This is a genomic window from Paenibacillus sp. FSL K6-2524 (assembly GCF_038005525.1).
GTDB classification, from domain to species: Bacteria; Bacillota; Bacilli; order Paenibacillales; family Paenibacillaceae; genus Fontibacillus; species Fontibacillus anaericanus.
Window position 1 is genome coordinate 544,611 of record NZ_JBBOSP010000001.1, and the last position, 14,087, is coordinate 558,697.

Genomic DNA, 14,087 nt, shown 5'->3' on the forward strand with positions numbered 1-14,087 from the left:
TTCACCTCAGTTTATTCTTTCAGTTGTTCCAGAAAGGAGTTGGATACCTTACCTAGGGTTCTAATCTTATAATTAACTTTCACATGGACCGGAAGATTCACAAAAGTTTGATCCCAATGATCTTTCAGCTTTTTCCAAGCTTTTGGATTTGAGCGATGAATGACTTCACCAAATCCAAAAATATCAGCTTTGTAGTCTTGTTGCACCCTGGATACGGTCATTTCAATTAAATTTTCCAACTTCTCATTTGCCCATTTCTCCACTTCAGCAATTGTTTCGTTCTTGGTCAGATCGAGATGGCATTGAACTTCGCCTACATTGGCTTCTGCTCGCACTTCAATTTCGATTTGTGGTTGTTCATCGTTCACGCTACCTTTAACCTTCGTTTTAGAGCGAATGACTTTTAATGATATACTTCCTCCGTCCGGACAAGAAACATAGCCGACAGTACCCTTAATCTGATTAGTGACATAGTTATAGGCTTTGCCCTCCTCGTCATTTAACCAACCGATTAATTTATCTTTTCTAAATACGGCTAGTCCGGTGTATTGCAACTCGGCTGGCGACTTAACGGTCTCAGTATTTTTTCGAGTTTCACCTATTGCTAGATCTCCTAAGGGATCGAGCCCGGTTAATACGGGGTTTTTCCCCTCACTTACTAGTACAGAGATAAGTTCATCCAATTTAACTGTCGTTGTAGGTGCCCACTGTTGCTCAGATGTCTCCAAAGTTGAAAACAATCTAACGGAGGGAACCTTCTCCAGATTGGTCAATATCTTTAACGTGTCACTCGCCTTGGCTTCCTTAGCTACAACAATAAAGAAGTCATTTCGTGCTTCAGGTTCTCTCGACATGAAGTCAAGGGCGTCTGCGATTCCCGCTCTTGCCAATGATTCGCCGAGGACCAAAACTCGTAAATGAGCTACATAAATTAAGCGAGGACTAATCGTTGTAATCTTCCTAAGGGCTTCTAATATGCTAGGTCCCTTCGCTTGAAACAGGGTGACTGGCGAGGATGTACCTCCTTTTTTACCTGCGACTTCACTTGGTTCCACTACTTGTACACTAACCTCGTATTGATCCCCTGATTTATCAATCCCCATACCAACAGCAATAGCAAGTTCATTTAACTCACGGCGGTTCCAACAACCCGTAACGAATACAACTATGCTGATGCAAATACAAAGCAAGAGTCCAGTCCGTTTCATAGGTCAACCTCCTGTTTTGTCCTGTGGTTTTTCTGGAGGGGTGCTTTGCTCTCGAATGATGTTCTTTCGACTGATAAGCCTAGGCCGAGAAAACATGGCCCAACGGGGCATTCGGAGAATGGAATCCTTTTGTTCTTCAAGGATAAACGGAGCGAACGGACTCATATAGGGCACACCAAAGGAACGCAAGCTACATAAGTGAAGAACAATCGCAATAACTCCGATGATAATCCCAAATAAACCGAATGAGGCGGCAAGCATCATCATCGGGAAACGAAGCATTCTGATGGTCATGGACAGATCGAAGGAAGGCAGTACAAAACTGGAGACCGCCGTAATGGCAATAACAATGACCATAGCAGCGGAGATAATTCCAGCTTCTACCGCGGCTGTTCCTATAACTAGGGTTCCTACAATGGATATGGATTGGGCTATGGCCTTAGGCATTCGTATACTAGCTTCCCTCAAAATTTCAAAGGATACCTCCATCATGAGTGCTTCAATAAATGCGGGAAAAGGAACCCCTTCGCGTTGCGCAGCCAGACTAATTAGAAGTAAAGTTGGCAACATCTCCTGATGGAAGGTGGTAATGGCTATATATAGAGATGGACCTAGTAGAGAAATGAATATACTCAGAAAACGGAGCATACGAATAAGGGTACTAATGTCTGCGCGCTGATAATAGTCCTCCGCAGCCTGAATGAAGGACATCAGGGTAATAGGGACGACAAGTACTATTGGAGTTCCATCCACCAATATGGCGATTTTCCCTTCCAAGAGATCGGCGGCAACGACATCTGGACGTTCCGTATGGTAAACGGTTGGGAAAGGTGTGTATGTCTCATCTTCGATTAATTCCTCAATATAACCGCTTTCTAGTATCCCATCGATATCGATCCGGTCTAAGCGCGTGTGAACTTCTTGTACAACTTTGTCATTAACAATTCCCTTGATGTACATAATGCTCACGCTAGTCTTGGTCACTCTTCCAATTTCTTTTGTTTCTAACCAAAGATGAGGGTCTTTTATTTTTCGACGTATTAACGCGGTATTCGTGCGAAGGCTCTCTGTAAATCCTTCCTTAGGTCCCCGAATAACAGTTTCTGTGGAAGTCTCCGTAACACCGCGATCTTTCCATCCTCGCATACCAAGAGTGAACCCTTGTGCGTATCCATCCAGCAGGAGAATAGCATCTCCTGATAACAGGGATGTGAACAAGGAATCAAACTCATAAACATCCTTAACCTCTCCAACGGTAAGGATATGATTTTTTAAGATCTGGAAGCTATCTTGTCCGGATGCTAGCATCTTATCAAGATTAGAATTCGGGAAATTGATCATGAGTGTTTCCATAATGAAATTCTGTACAGACTTGGCATCAGCCAATCCATCCGTATAGAATATAGCGGCTTTGATCTGTTTGTCCGTCCCGATCCGAATTTCTCTAACGATAAGATCCGTGCTATTTCCAAGCGTTTTTTTTATATGTTGAATATTGTCCTGAAGTTTTGTTTTGACCTGATTCTGGTGTGTTTCCTTACTTGAATCGGATTGTCCTTGTGAAGGGCCTTTAAATATCTTCATAATCATTTTGCTCAAAAATTTCATGGATTGTTATCCCTTTCCATAAGCTGCTATACAGATTATCTCCGAAAGGAAGAGGACTTATTCTACAGGTATTTGATCGTTTGAGAATTAGAGGGGCTATAATAAGGCAGGAACTGTTAAATGAATATGGAACAGTTAGAAGAGTATGAACATCTTCTGTATGTTAAATGAAAGGAAGTGAATCTCCTATGGGTATTATAATTTGGGTGTTTTCTACAGCTATTAGTTTTTTGTTGCTTTATGCAGTTATTAGGGGAGCAATTAATCATTCTAATATTGCTAAACAAGATGGAGAAGTTAGTGCAATGAATGCTCAGCTTAATCGAAATCATCAAGAAATGATGAGGCAGATGGAAGACCTCATAAAAATTATAGCTGAGCAAAATCTTATTTTAAGCGAGATAAAGATATCAAAGAAAGATGAAACTGAGATATAAAATAATTGAATATGCTCAGACAACAAACGCTCCAGTCTAGGATGAAAATCATTCTAGAGACTGAGCGCTTTTTTTTGAAACAACGGTATGCTAGATCAGTGAACCGAATTCCCAAAATCTTGATACAATGGAGGCTTCCATGGATAAAAAAAGGATACAAAATATTGTTATATTTGTCTTGGTTGTTATTTTTAGTGGGTGGATAGGCGTGCTTGTAGACTCTGTTCTTACTGATCAACCTAAAGGTGACACGCTCGGTATGGGGATATGGCTTGTATTGCCTATGCTTACTGCATTTGCAATCATTATATTCTCAAAGGGAAGTTGGAAAGATGTTGGTTTCAAGCTAAATTTAAAAGGTAATATGAAATGGTATTTGACTTCAGTTTTGATTTTTCCTGTTGTAACAGCAATCATCTTGGTTATCGGTGCTACAACAAAGTGGATTGAGTTGTCCGCACTTAATCTGAAAGTTTTTGTTGGGGTATTTCTTGGTACATTGATTATTAATTTTATTAAAAATATTTTTGAAGAGACGGTTTGGCGGGGATTCCTAACTTCACAACTCATCAAACTTAATCTTAAAGACTGGAAGCTATATCTGATCGTTGGATCAGTGTGGGGAATATGGCATGTTCCTTATTACTTGTTTTTTTTATCGGGAACAGATATGCAAGCAGTACTACCTGTAAACCGATCTATATTTGTCGTTGTTGCTGTCATTACAATGATTTGTTGGTCTGTGATGTATACTGAACTTTATAGGGTAACAAAGTCCATTTGGCCATGTGTTATTTTACATATGGTAGAAGACTCACTAATTAATCCTTTAGTTATATCTGGATATATCAGTATTGCCGCAGGCAAAGAAATATTTGTATCACCAATCAGTGGGATCATCACTACCATTCTATACTTAGCTGTTGGGCTGGGTATAAGAGCTTATAGAAGGCAATACAATTCTGAAACAATAATTAGATAGGGAGTAGCTATATTATGATGTTACAAGATGTACTTAAGCTAGATTTTGCATACTTAGAAACATTTACCGAGCGAATTGAAACGAAGTGGGGTTCCATATTTTGCAATGAAGATCATCCGAATTATTATGATGCAAATCACGCACATCTAAGCGATACGTGTCATGATCCACAGTTAATAGTAGATGAAGTAATTAATTTTTATGAATCCAGAGCAATCATTCCAAGATTCTATATCTATAACTTAGAGAACCAACAGAATATCATTTCCGAGTTAAAAGAAAGAGATTTTATGTATGAAGAGTTAATGAGCCCCGTTCAATTATGGGATAATCGAGTGATTGAAATCGTTAATAACAATAGCATTACGATTGAAAGGGTAACCGAAGAAAACTACCAAGAGGCACTAGAGATAGAGAGTAGTATTAAAGAGTTTGGAGGAATGGAGATCATTGAGAATGTCTATAAAGAACAATTTAATCATCCGGCCTTCACTCATTATCTTCTTCGATACGATGGAGTAGCTCGCTCTACCGCATGTGTTTTTGAAGATGGAGATCAGGCTCGAATGGAAAGTGTAGCTACGATTGAAGAGTTCAGAGGAAAAGGTTTAATCGGTGTAATAATTCAGTTTATACAAAGAGAAGTAATGAATAGAGGAATAGAGAATCTCTGGGTTTTTCCAATAAATGAATCAATAGAAAAGGTCTATAACAAGTATGGATTTCAAACCGTCGATAAAATAAAAAATGCTCATGCGTATTTAGGTGGAAAAGGGATTAAAGAAATTCGAGGCGAAGAGTGATAATCTATATTCGAATGGAGTGCATCCAGAAATGAATAAAGTTCAATTTCCAATAGGTCAGTTTGTACTCATTCCGAACCCTTCGGTAGAAGAGCGTTTAAATTTCATAGATCAAATTCCTGGGATTACAATAACGCTAAGAAATCTTTTAAAGGATATTACACCAAAGCAACTTCATACATCCTATCGTCCTGATGGTTGGACCATACAGCAAATTGTTCATCATTTAGCGGATAACGATATGAACGCTTATCTAAGGTTTAAGAGAGCGTTGACAGAAGATGAGCCCCTTTCAGACTCTTATCGTGAAGATTTATGGGCAGAACTAAGTGATTATAAAGACGTCCCTATTGAAACCTCACTTTTACTCCTTGAAACACTACATAGTCGGTTTCTGACTTTACTAAACGGATTGAGCCCTGAGGCGTTTAATAGAAGATTAAGAACGCAAGTACTAGGGCTAATTACAATGGATACAGCTCTTCAAAGATTTATATGGCATAATCAACATCATATTTCGCAAATTAGATCCATAGTAGCAAATGATTAGAATATGGAAAAGCCTTTAAAGCCAATGTCAGATTGGTTTTAAGGGCTTTTTATATTTCAGGTAAGTTCAGGGTAAGTTAAGACAAATAAGACAATTGATATGAACAAAGAAAGGTGATATCAACATGAATAACTTAGCAAGGATGATCGATCACACGCTTTTACGCGCAGATGCAACTAAAGCAGAGATTACCAAATTAATTGAAGAAGCGAAAAAATATGAATTCGCCTCCGTATGCGTGAATCCAACATGGGTATCTTATGCCGCTGAACATTTGGCTAATACAAATGTGGAGGTATGTACGGTGATCGGCTTTCCACTTGGTGCTAATACCAGTGCAACCAAAGCATTTGAAGCAAGTGATGCGATTAAAAATGGAGCAACAGAGGTGGATATGGTCATTAACATTGGTGCCTTGAAGGACGGAAATCATGATCTTGTCGAGCAAGATATCAAGGCAGTCGTTGTTGCTGCAGCTGGCAAGGCACTAGTAAAGGTGATTATTGAAACATGCATTTTAACAGATGAAGAAAAGAAAATCGCAAGTCAATTAGCAGTCAAAGCGGGTGCAGACTTTGTTAAAACTTCGACAGGCTTCTCAACAGGCGGAGCAACGGCGGAAGATGTAGCTTTAATGCGACAAACGGTTGGTGAAAAAGTTGGGGTTAAGGCCTCCGGTGGAGTACGTAATCTTGAAGATATGGAAAAAATGATCGCGGCAGGTGCATCTAGAATTGGCGCTAGTTCAGGCGTAAAAATTATGGAGGGTGGACAATCCACATCGTCGTATTGATCATGAATTAACCAGTCCGAATCCAATTGACAACTAGGAGAAGCAACGATGAGATATCTAATAACAATACTAGGAATACTAATCGTTTTTGTGCTCACTTACATTGCCAGCAATGATAAGAGAAAGATCCGCTATCGACCATTGATCCTTATGGTCATTATGCAGATTATTTTAGCGGCTGTATTATTAAATACAGTTGTTGGAGAATTATTGATTAGAGCTATTTCAGGTGTGTTCGAGCATCTATTGTTGTATGCTGCAGAGGGCGTTAATTTTGTATTTGGTGGGATCCTCAACGAGGGAGAATTCACATTCTTTTTATCGGTGTTGTTGCCCATTGTGTTTATATCAGCGCTCATTGGTATTTTGCAGTACATTAAAGTCTTACCCATCATAATTAAATACATTGGTCTTGTTCTAAGCAAGGTGAATGGCATGGGTAAGCTGGAGTCGTATAATGCGGTTGCTTCTGCTATTCTAGGGCAATCTGAGGTATTTATATCTGTCAAAAAACAGATCCATAAAATACCGAAACACAGGCTCTATACATTATGTGCCTCGGCGATGTCTACCGTTTCCATGTCCATTGTGGGATCCTATATGCAGATACTAAATCCCGAGTATGTAGTAACGGCGCTTGTGTTAAATTTATTTGGTGGGTTTATTATTGCTTCCATCATCAACCCGTATATTGTCGAGAAAGATGAGGATATTCTGGAGGTACAGGAAGAGGAAAAACAATCGTTTTTTGAGATGCTTGGAGAGTACATTATGGATGGTTTTAAAGTTGCTATTGTGGTGGCAGCCATGTTGATTGGTTTTGTGGCGATCATTGCGATGATTAACGGCCTCTTTAGTGCGATCCTCGGCGTGTCATTTCAACAACTACTCGGCTACATTTTTGCACCGATTGCTTTTATTATGGGGATTCCATGGGGAGAAGCGGTTGCAGCTGGGAGTATTATGGCGACGAAAATGGTTTCTAATGAGTTTGTTGCCATGCTCGAACTTGACAAGCACACTGAGCTATCCGCGCGGACAGTGGGAATTGTATCTGTATTCTTGGTTTCGTTCGCGAATTTCTCGTCCATTGGAATTATCTCAGGTGCGGTAAAAGGTTTGGATGAGAAGCAAGGAAATGTTGTGGCTCGCTTTGGTCTGAAATTACTCTATGGGGCAACGTTAGTCAGTATCCTTTCTGCCATCGTGGCAGGAATATTTATTTAAATGGCGAATTGTCAGGTCAAGTGCGACGGGGGTTTGACAATCGGCAAATAAAAGCACATAGCGAGGAGAATTTAGGATGAGAATGGTTGATCTTATTGCGAAAAAGCGGGACGGTAAGGAATTGAAAACGGAGGAAATCAACTTCATTATTGAAGGTTATACGAAGGATGAAATTCCTGATTATCAAATGAGTGCCTTGGCGATGGCAATCTTCTTCCAAGATATGACCGAGCGGGAACGGGCCGATCTGACCATGGCTATGGTCAACTCTGGAGATACTATCGACTTATCAGCCATTGAGGGAGTGAAGGTAGACAAGCATTCTACTGGCGGTGTTGGTGATACAACAACACTTGTCTTAGCACCACTTGTTGCTGCCTTAGACATCCCAGTTGCTAAGATGTCTGGTCGTGGATTAGGTCATACTGGGGGGACAATCGATAAATTGGAGGCCATTGCAGGGTTCCATGTAGAGATCAGTAATGAGGAATTTGTGAAATTGGTGAATAAGGATAAGATTGCGGTCATCGGTCAATCAGGCAATCTTACACCTGCGGATAAAAAGTTGTATGCACTACGTGACGTAACCGCGACAGTCGATGCAATACCACTTATCGCCAGCTCTATTATGAGTAAGAAAATCGCCGCTGGGTCTGATGCAATTGTACTGGATGTGAAGACAGGGGCCGGCGCATTTATGAAAAGCGTAGAGGATGCCAAGGAACTAGCACATGCTATGGTAAGCATAGGGAACAATGTGGGGCGCAAGACCATGGCTGTTATTTCCGATATGAGCCAGCCGCTTGGATTTGCTATTGGTAACGCACTTGAAGTGAAAGAAGCGATTGATACTTTACAAGGAAAAGGACCCAAAGACTTAGAAGAACTTTGCCTAGCTTTAGGAAGACAAATGGTGTTCTTGGCAAATAAAGCAAGCTCACTTGAAGAAGCTGAAAAAATGCTCCAAGAGGTTATAAGCAATGGTAAAGCCTTAAATAAATTCAAGGATTTCATTGCCAATCAAGGTGGCGATTCATCGGTTGTAGATCATCCAGAGAAATTACCACAAGCGAAATACCAAATTGAAGTTCCTGCCAAAGAAGATGGTGTAGTGGCTGAGATAGTAGCTGACGAGATTGGTACCGCTGCTATGTTATTAGGTGCTGGTCGAGCGACGAAGGATTCAGTTATTGACCTAGCCGTTGGCCTGATGCTTAACAAAAAGGTGGGTGATTCGGTTAAGGTTGGAGAGTCATTAGTGACGATTCATTCTAATCGAGAGAATGTAGATGACGTCATGACCAAGATTTATGAGAATATTCGCATTAGCGATCATGCGGAATCGCCTATTCTTATTTATGATATTGTGACGGAGTAAAGATAATAAGGGGACTCCAAGGTAATGGTAAGTTTACCTTGGAGTCCCCTTGTGCATTAGTATACATATTTAACCTGGGCCCAATAGCTGAAGAAGAAGATCGATGCCTCAGTCAGTAGCTTCGCCACAAAGAGTGGTCACAGATAAGAACAAATTGTCCGTGAGGCTTTGGAGAATGAATAACAGCGTGAAGTCCAGTATGGCTGAAAGTACAGAAGAAGCACTAAACATGAGGATGGGAAGATACACTCTGAAAGAATCTACAAGAGGACGGAAATGCGACGATTTATTATTATCCAAATAGATAGTATCGATATATTCTTCAACAATAGCGTAACCGTCCTTATGGGCCATCAACAGCATGTTCATTTCATATTCAAAGCGTTCACCCGGAATCTGACAAAGAAAGTCCAGCATCGAAGCTGAATAGCCACGTAGCCCAGTTTGCGTATCGTAGATTTTGGTGCCTGTTGTCAAGGTGAATATTCCTCGTGTGACCGCGTTACCAAAGCGACTCCGCAGTGGAACCTTCCCGCTGAATCGCCGACTTCCGAGTACAAGTTGATGATCATGGTTCTCCAAAGCATGGACAACCTTCATGATATCTGCAGGCGAATGTTGCCCATCACTATCCGCGCAGACCACCTTTCCTTGTACTTCTGTTTCTTGTAAATGGAGAAATCCAGTTTTGAGGGCACGACCTTTACCGCGATTAATATCATGTCGTAAGACGGTACATCCACATGCCTCTACAGACTGAAAAATCTCACGGTATCGTTCGCCGCTGCCGTCATCCACTACAAGGATCGAAACATTCAAGAGTGTATTTAACTGCTGAATCAGGTCCAGTAATCTTATGTCGGGTTCATAGGCTGGAATCAGTACCGTTACCTTCATGTTAATCTACCTCTCTTTGATATAGAGTATGTCGCTGACACCCCGCTCGCGGTTTTTGCCCTGTGGGTTATTGACGATCCGGCCCATGAAATACATGGTGGATGAACCACCACCGTCCAAATTATAGGCTTCGGTACATCCAAGATCAGCAAATACTTGTGCAAATTCAGGTAAGGTCATCCCTCGGCTGTATCCTTCTTTACGTCCATCTACCACGATGAAAATATAGTGATTGGGGGCGATCATCCCTATACCGGTTCGGGGATTAGCCCCTTGTATAGAGCGATTGCCAAAATTGGTGTCGATCATGACATGGCTGAAATCCTCTACCATTTTGCCATCTTCGATTAGCACGGGTCCGAAGGACAATGTGTTGGTGACACCGTCTGCCAGTAGCTCAGAGGAGGAGATCTGTGTCTCATCGAAAGATTGTATCGCCCCGTCATTGAACAATGCCAAGGCCGTTCGTACTGGACTATCTCTGTATAAGGTCCCATTGCGAATGATGACACCATCATTACGGAAGCCATAGTAATCACCATTGATTGCAAAGATGGCGTCGTTATTGGATGCGATCTCCGAGGTGTTCTCTATGATGTTACGTCCAAAGCTATTGTCTGCGAATGCGGAGAGCAGGTTGTTTGAATCTTGAAATTTTGACATCCGCTACATAGTAGGTAATTTGATCAGATCCAGACCCCGTCTGTACTTGGTCAATCTTGATCTGGATGTCATCACTTGTATAATTCCAGTCATCGTAAGTTGCGTTAACCTTCGTGCCATCCCCCTTACTCGCGCTATCGGTGGTTACCTGATCATCAGATACGACAATTTCAACATGTTCAATTAAGTAGCGATCTGCGAGTCCATAGATTATTGCTCCTATAGCTAGAATGATCACGATAAGAATGATGTACAGCTTTCGTTTGGATCTCTTGGATGTCAGTTTGATTGTCGTTTTATCAACCTTATTGTTTTTACCATAAGTGGAACTCCACCTCGCCAATTGCATTAGTAGCCCTTTCTAAGCGAAAGGAGAATGTCTAGCCATCATGATACTTGCAGTAGCTGAATTAAAGCTGAACGCAAGGTGAAAGAGTGTTGAAAGTAAGTTGAAAGTTTTGGATGGAGGGGGATGTGCAGATAAGTTCATTGACAAATAATCACAAAGGTAATATGTTACCTAAATAGGGAAGATATTACCTTTATAGTGATGGAGGATAGAAATAATGAAAAACCAGGCACCAATAGATCAACAAGCGCAATTATTCGGGGAAATATTTCTACTTTCAAATCGGCTCCAAATCATTGGAGATAGCTACTTGGAGGAGATCACAACCAAACAGTGGTTCCTGATGGTGATTATTGAAAGGTTCGGAGAGTATCACCCTACATTGTCGGAGGTGGCGAAAGAACTAGGTAGTTCAAGACAGAATCTGAAACAGATCGCATTGAAGCTCCAAAACAAAGGTTTTCTAACCATCGATAAGGATGCCAAGGATAGTAGGGTGGTTCGACTGAGTTTGACGAAGAAAAGTGGGCAGTTCTGGGCGGGGAGAGAGGAACAGGATAAGGAATTTATTAAGAGCCTATTTAGTGGAGTGCCTGCTAATGAAATTGAAGTCATGTTGAGAGGTTTTAGTCAGGTGTTTAGTAATATTCATAAAATTGGAGAGAAGTATAGTGAGTAAGAAGAAAATATTGCTCAGTATTATTGGCATCATAATCATATTTATAGTTGGAATCTGCATTTATGGAGCGTGGACGATGAGAACAAGTTATGAAGATAAGGTAAACAAAGCCTTTTCTACCCTGGAAGTAACACAGGATATATTAACTCAAGAGGATATTGCAGACCTACCAGCACCCGTGAAGAAATATCTACATTATGTTGGGGCAGTCGGCAAACCCAAAGTACATAATTTACATATGAAAATTGAAGGAGAAATGAAGCAAGGGCTGGATAAGCCTTGGATGAAGGTTGTAGTCGACCAGCATAATTTTTATGACCAATATACAAGATTGTTCTATATAAAGGGGAAGATATTCGGTATTCCACTAACAGGTATTGATTCTTATATTGAAGGTAAAGGTAGAATGTTAATTAAATTAGCGTCTGTGATTAAAGTGGCTGATGAATCTGGTGAAAAAATGGATCAAGCGGAGTTGGTCACGTTATTAAATGATATTAGCTTGCTATCTCCTGCTGCATTAGTTGATTCAAGAATTACTTGGAATTCAATAGATGACCAAAGGGTAGAGTGTTCAATAGAAGACAAGGGTATGAAGGTGTCAGCGATACTGTATTTTAATACAGAAGGTGCATTGGTTGATTTTGTAACGGAGGATAGGTATTATACAACATCGGATGGAGAGTCCATAAAGACAAAGTGGAGTACTCCAGTCAAAGATTATCAAACCGTAAATGGAGTGAAATTTCCTGCTTATGGTGAAGGGATTTGGCACTTAGAGGGTGGAGATTTTGTTTACGCGAAATTTCATATGAAGCTTGCTGAATACAATGTTACAAAATTAAAGTAGATAGACAGGGCAAAGAGGGAACATGAGCACAGGAGCATGGTAATGTACGCGTAACGGCGTTCAATTGCTATGTTTCTTTTTTTTTTTTGTGGAAAAATAACCCTTGACTTTAACTGGAAATACTTTATTATATGTATCAAGACGATATATCGTATAGATATATATAAGAGGTGAGAGGGAATGTTGGAAAACGTAATTTTAGGCCTATTGTTGGAACAACCTATGAGTGGATACGACATCAAGAAGACGATAGATAGTTCATTTGGATTTTTTCTTAAAGCAAGTTATGGCAGTCTGTATCCAGCCTTGAAGCGATTAACCGAGAAAAGCTACGTGTCTGTAATGGAAACTGAGAACAGTAAGAATAAGAAAATTTATACCTTGCTACCGAGTGGGAAAGAGACATTTTTAACTTGGTTAGCAGAGCCGATAGAGACACCTCGAAATGAACTGCTAGGTAGAATCTTTTTCTATGATCATTTAGATGAGGCTACCCGTGAGCAACGCCTATCCGAATATCTCTACAGGCTGGAGCAAGAAATTAAAGGGCTAGGGACGGTGCAACAGATCGTTTCGCAGGAGCTTGCATCACTCCCGAATCCTGGGGACTATTACTACAGAGTATCTGTTCTATTTAATGGGATAAGTCAACTAACCTTAGTTAAAGAGTGGATTCAAAACATAAAAGAGAGGAATGATCTCCATGTCCCAAACTCAAAGTAATAAATCATCTTTTTTTGTGAAACGTCCGATTCTGTTCGTTATTATTGTTGAGGTGCTACTCCTGTTCGTAGTCACGGTGGGTGGTGCGATTGCCACGATTAAGGAACTGGACTATACATCGGCTATTTGGGTCTCATTTACTCCGATCGCGCTGGCACTCATCATTTATTTAACCTGGACAAAGAAGTGGGGGAGTGTGGGATTCCGTTCACTTTCCACGATACCCAAGAGAAACTGGCTGTACTATTTTCCACTGATTTTGGTGCTAATCATCATTGGAATAGAGGGTTTTGATGGCGTAACGCTATCCAAGGTCATCCAATTTGTATCATTCACTCTATTGGTAGGGTTTGTGGAGGAGACCGTTTATCGGGGACTAATTTTAAAAGCGATGTTAAATAAAAGTGTGACCGCAGCCGTTGTTACTTCAAGTCTTCTGTTTGCATTCACACATGTTCTGAATTTAATTTCGGGTCAGGATGCCGCTTCAACAGCAGTACAGATTGTATATTCGCTCTTAGTTGGCGCAGTGTTGGCTCTGCTTATGGTTCGGGACGGTAATATTCTTCCACTCATCTTGTTTCACTTCTTACATAACTTGATTCAGTTTTTAGGTATTGAAAGTACAGGTGTGAACTATTTCGATCTGATTGCACTTGCAGTCCTGGCTATCTACACTGTTATTCTCATTATGAGCTTGAAGAAGAAACAGAATGTTATCCCGAAATTAGAAATAAAACAGCAGGGATAATATCACGAGAATAAACAGACTAATATGCACCCAACCAAAAATACGTGCATACTTCTTTTCTCTAGTCATATGGTTGACAGCATAAATTTTCATATCTACTGTGAGCAGTAATCCTCCAGAGATCAGGAGCAATAATGCTATGTAAATTAATTGACGATTTATCATATGGTGTCCCCTTTCATGGTTATA

At 40.5% G+C, this 14,087-nt stretch carries 17 protein-coding genes; 11 read left to right on the plus strand and 6 right to left on the minus strand.

What is annotated here, in order from left to right; all coding sequences use genetic code 11:
- Window positions 1-11 precede the first annotated feature (11 nt).
- Together NST85_RS02345 and NST85_RS02350 are read right to left on the minus strand one after the other, a co-directional pair.
- On the minus strand, window positions 12-1,208 hold the full coding sequence (locus tag NST85_RS02345; protein WP_341188428.1) for a Ger(x)C family spore germination protein: 1,197 nt from the start codon (window positions 1,206-1,208) through the stop codon (window positions 12-14).
- Between the two features lie 3 nt (window positions 1,209-1,211).
- Entirely contained in the window at window positions 1,212-2,816 is a 1,605-nt protein-coding gene (locus NST85_RS02350) for a spore germination protein (protein ID WP_341188429.1), read from the minus strand.
- 167 nt (window positions 2,817-2,983) lie between these two features.
- Between NST85_RS02350 and NST85_RS02355 the strand changes: the two genes are divergently transcribed.
- The 7 genes from NST85_RS02355 (at window position 2,984) to NST85_RS02385 (ending at window position 8,986) form a co-directional block, all read left to right on the plus strand.
- A complete protein-coding gene (locus NST85_RS02355; protein WP_341188430.1) occupies window positions 2,984-3,253 on the plus strand; it encodes a hypothetical protein in 270 nt (89 codons plus the stop codon).
- Between the two features lie 139 nt (window positions 3,254-3,392).
- The gene (locus NST85_RS02360; protein WP_341188431.1) at window positions 3,393-4,235 is read left to right on the plus strand and encodes a CPBP family intramembrane glutamic endopeptidase; all 843 of its coding nucleotides are present in this window, start codon (window positions 3,393-3,395) and stop codon (window positions 4,233-4,235) included.
- A 14-nt stretch (window positions 4,236-4,249) separates the two neighbouring features.
- Window positions 4,250-5,038 (plus strand): GNAT family N-acetyltransferase, encoded by a 789-nt coding sequence (locus NST85_RS02365; RefSeq protein ID WP_445671140.1) that lies wholly within the window; start codon window positions 4,250-4,252, stop codon window positions 5,036-5,038.
- Between the two features lie 31 nt (window positions 5,039-5,069).
- Window positions 5,070-5,588 (plus strand): YfiT family bacillithiol transferase, encoded by a 519-nt coding sequence (locus NST85_RS02370; protein ID WP_127193090.1) that lies wholly within the window; start codon window positions 5,070-5,072, stop codon window positions 5,586-5,588.
- Window positions 5,589-5,712: 124 nt separating this feature from the next.
- The gene (gene deoC / locus NST85_RS02375; protein ID WP_341188432.1) at window positions 5,713-6,381 is read left to right on the plus strand and encodes a deoxyribose-phosphate aldolase; all 669 of its coding nucleotides are present in this window, start codon (window positions 5,713-5,715) and stop codon (window positions 6,379-6,381) included.
- 48 nt (window positions 6,382-6,429) lie between these two features.
- Window positions 6,430-7,608: a NupC/NupG family nucleoside CNT transporter gene (locus tag NST85_RS02380; RefSeq protein ID WP_127193088.1), complete on the plus strand. Its 1,179-nt coding sequence runs from the start codon at window positions 6,430-6,432 to the stop codon at window positions 7,606-7,608.
- 76 nt (window positions 7,609-7,684) lie between these two features.
- Window positions 7,685-8,986, plus strand: coding sequence for a pyrimidine-nucleoside phosphorylase (locus NST85_RS02385; RefSeq protein WP_127193087.1), 1,302 nt, complete (start codon window positions 7,685-7,687; stop codon window positions 8,984-8,986).
- A 108-nt stretch (window positions 8,987-9,094) separates the two neighbouring features.
- Here the strand turns inward: NST85_RS02385 and NST85_RS02390 are convergent, their stop codons facing one another.
- From NST85_RS02390 to NST85_RS02400, 3 genes are read right to left on the minus strand one after another with little or no spacing between them, the layout of a single operon-like run.
- On the minus strand, window positions 9,095-9,883 hold the full coding sequence (locus NST85_RS02390; RefSeq protein ID WP_246054192.1) for a glycosyltransferase family 2 protein: 789 nt from the start codon (window positions 9,881-9,883) through the stop codon (window positions 9,095-9,097).
- 6 nt (window positions 9,884-9,889) lie between these two features.
- Complete coding sequence (locus NST85_RS02395) at window positions 9,890-10,546, minus strand: phosphodiester glycosidase family protein (RefSeq protein ID WP_341188433.1); 657 nt, start codon at window positions 10,544-10,546, stop codon at window positions 9,890-9,892.
- Window positions 10,494-10,895: a hypothetical protein gene (locus tag NST85_RS02400; protein ID WP_341188434.1), complete on the minus strand. Its 402-nt coding sequence runs from the start codon at window positions 10,893-10,895 to the stop codon at window positions 10,494-10,496. Before NST85_RS02400 ends, NST85_RS02395 begins: the two co-directional genes overlap by 53 nt.
- A 217-nt stretch (window positions 10,896-11,112) precedes the next feature.
- On the opposite strand from NST85_RS02400, the gene NST85_RS02405 reads away from it, so the two are divergent.
- The 4 genes from NST85_RS02405 to NST85_RS02420 all read left to right on the plus strand — a co-directional run bounded on the left by NST85_RS02405 (window position 11,113) and on the right by NST85_RS02420 (window position 13,898).
- Window positions 11,113-11,574: a MarR family winged helix-turn-helix transcriptional regulator gene (locus NST85_RS02405; protein WP_127193085.1), complete on the plus strand. Its 462-nt coding sequence runs from the start codon at window positions 11,113-11,115 to the stop codon at window positions 11,572-11,574.
- Window positions 11,567-12,424 carry a DUF6544 family protein gene (locus tag NST85_RS02410; protein ID WP_127193084.1) on the plus strand — a complete coding sequence of 286 codons (858 nt, stop codon included), beginning with the start codon at window positions 11,567-11,569 and terminating at the stop codon, window positions 12,422-12,424. The genes NST85_RS02405 and NST85_RS02410 overlap by 8 nt, the downstream gene beginning before the upstream one ends.
- Window positions 12,425-12,604: 180 nt before the next feature.
- Entirely contained in the window at window positions 12,605-13,147 is a 543-nt protein-coding gene (locus NST85_RS02415; protein WP_127193083.1) for a PadR family transcriptional regulator, read from the plus strand.
- On the plus strand, window positions 13,128-13,898 hold the full coding sequence (locus tag NST85_RS02420; protein WP_341188435.1) for a CPBP family intramembrane glutamic endopeptidase: 771 nt from the start codon (window positions 13,128-13,130) through the stop codon (window positions 13,896-13,898). The genes NST85_RS02415 and NST85_RS02420 overlap by 20 nt, the downstream gene beginning before the upstream one ends.
- Here the strand turns inward: NST85_RS02420 and NST85_RS02425 are convergent.
- Window positions 13,875-14,063, minus strand: a complete 189-nt coding sequence (locus NST85_RS02425; protein WP_341188436.1) for a CLC_0170 family protein — start codon at window positions 14,061-14,063, stop codon at window positions 13,875-13,877. The two genes, NST85_RS02420 and NST85_RS02425, sit on opposite strands and share 24 nt — an antisense overlap.
- Window positions 14,064-14,087 lie beyond the last annotated feature (24 nt).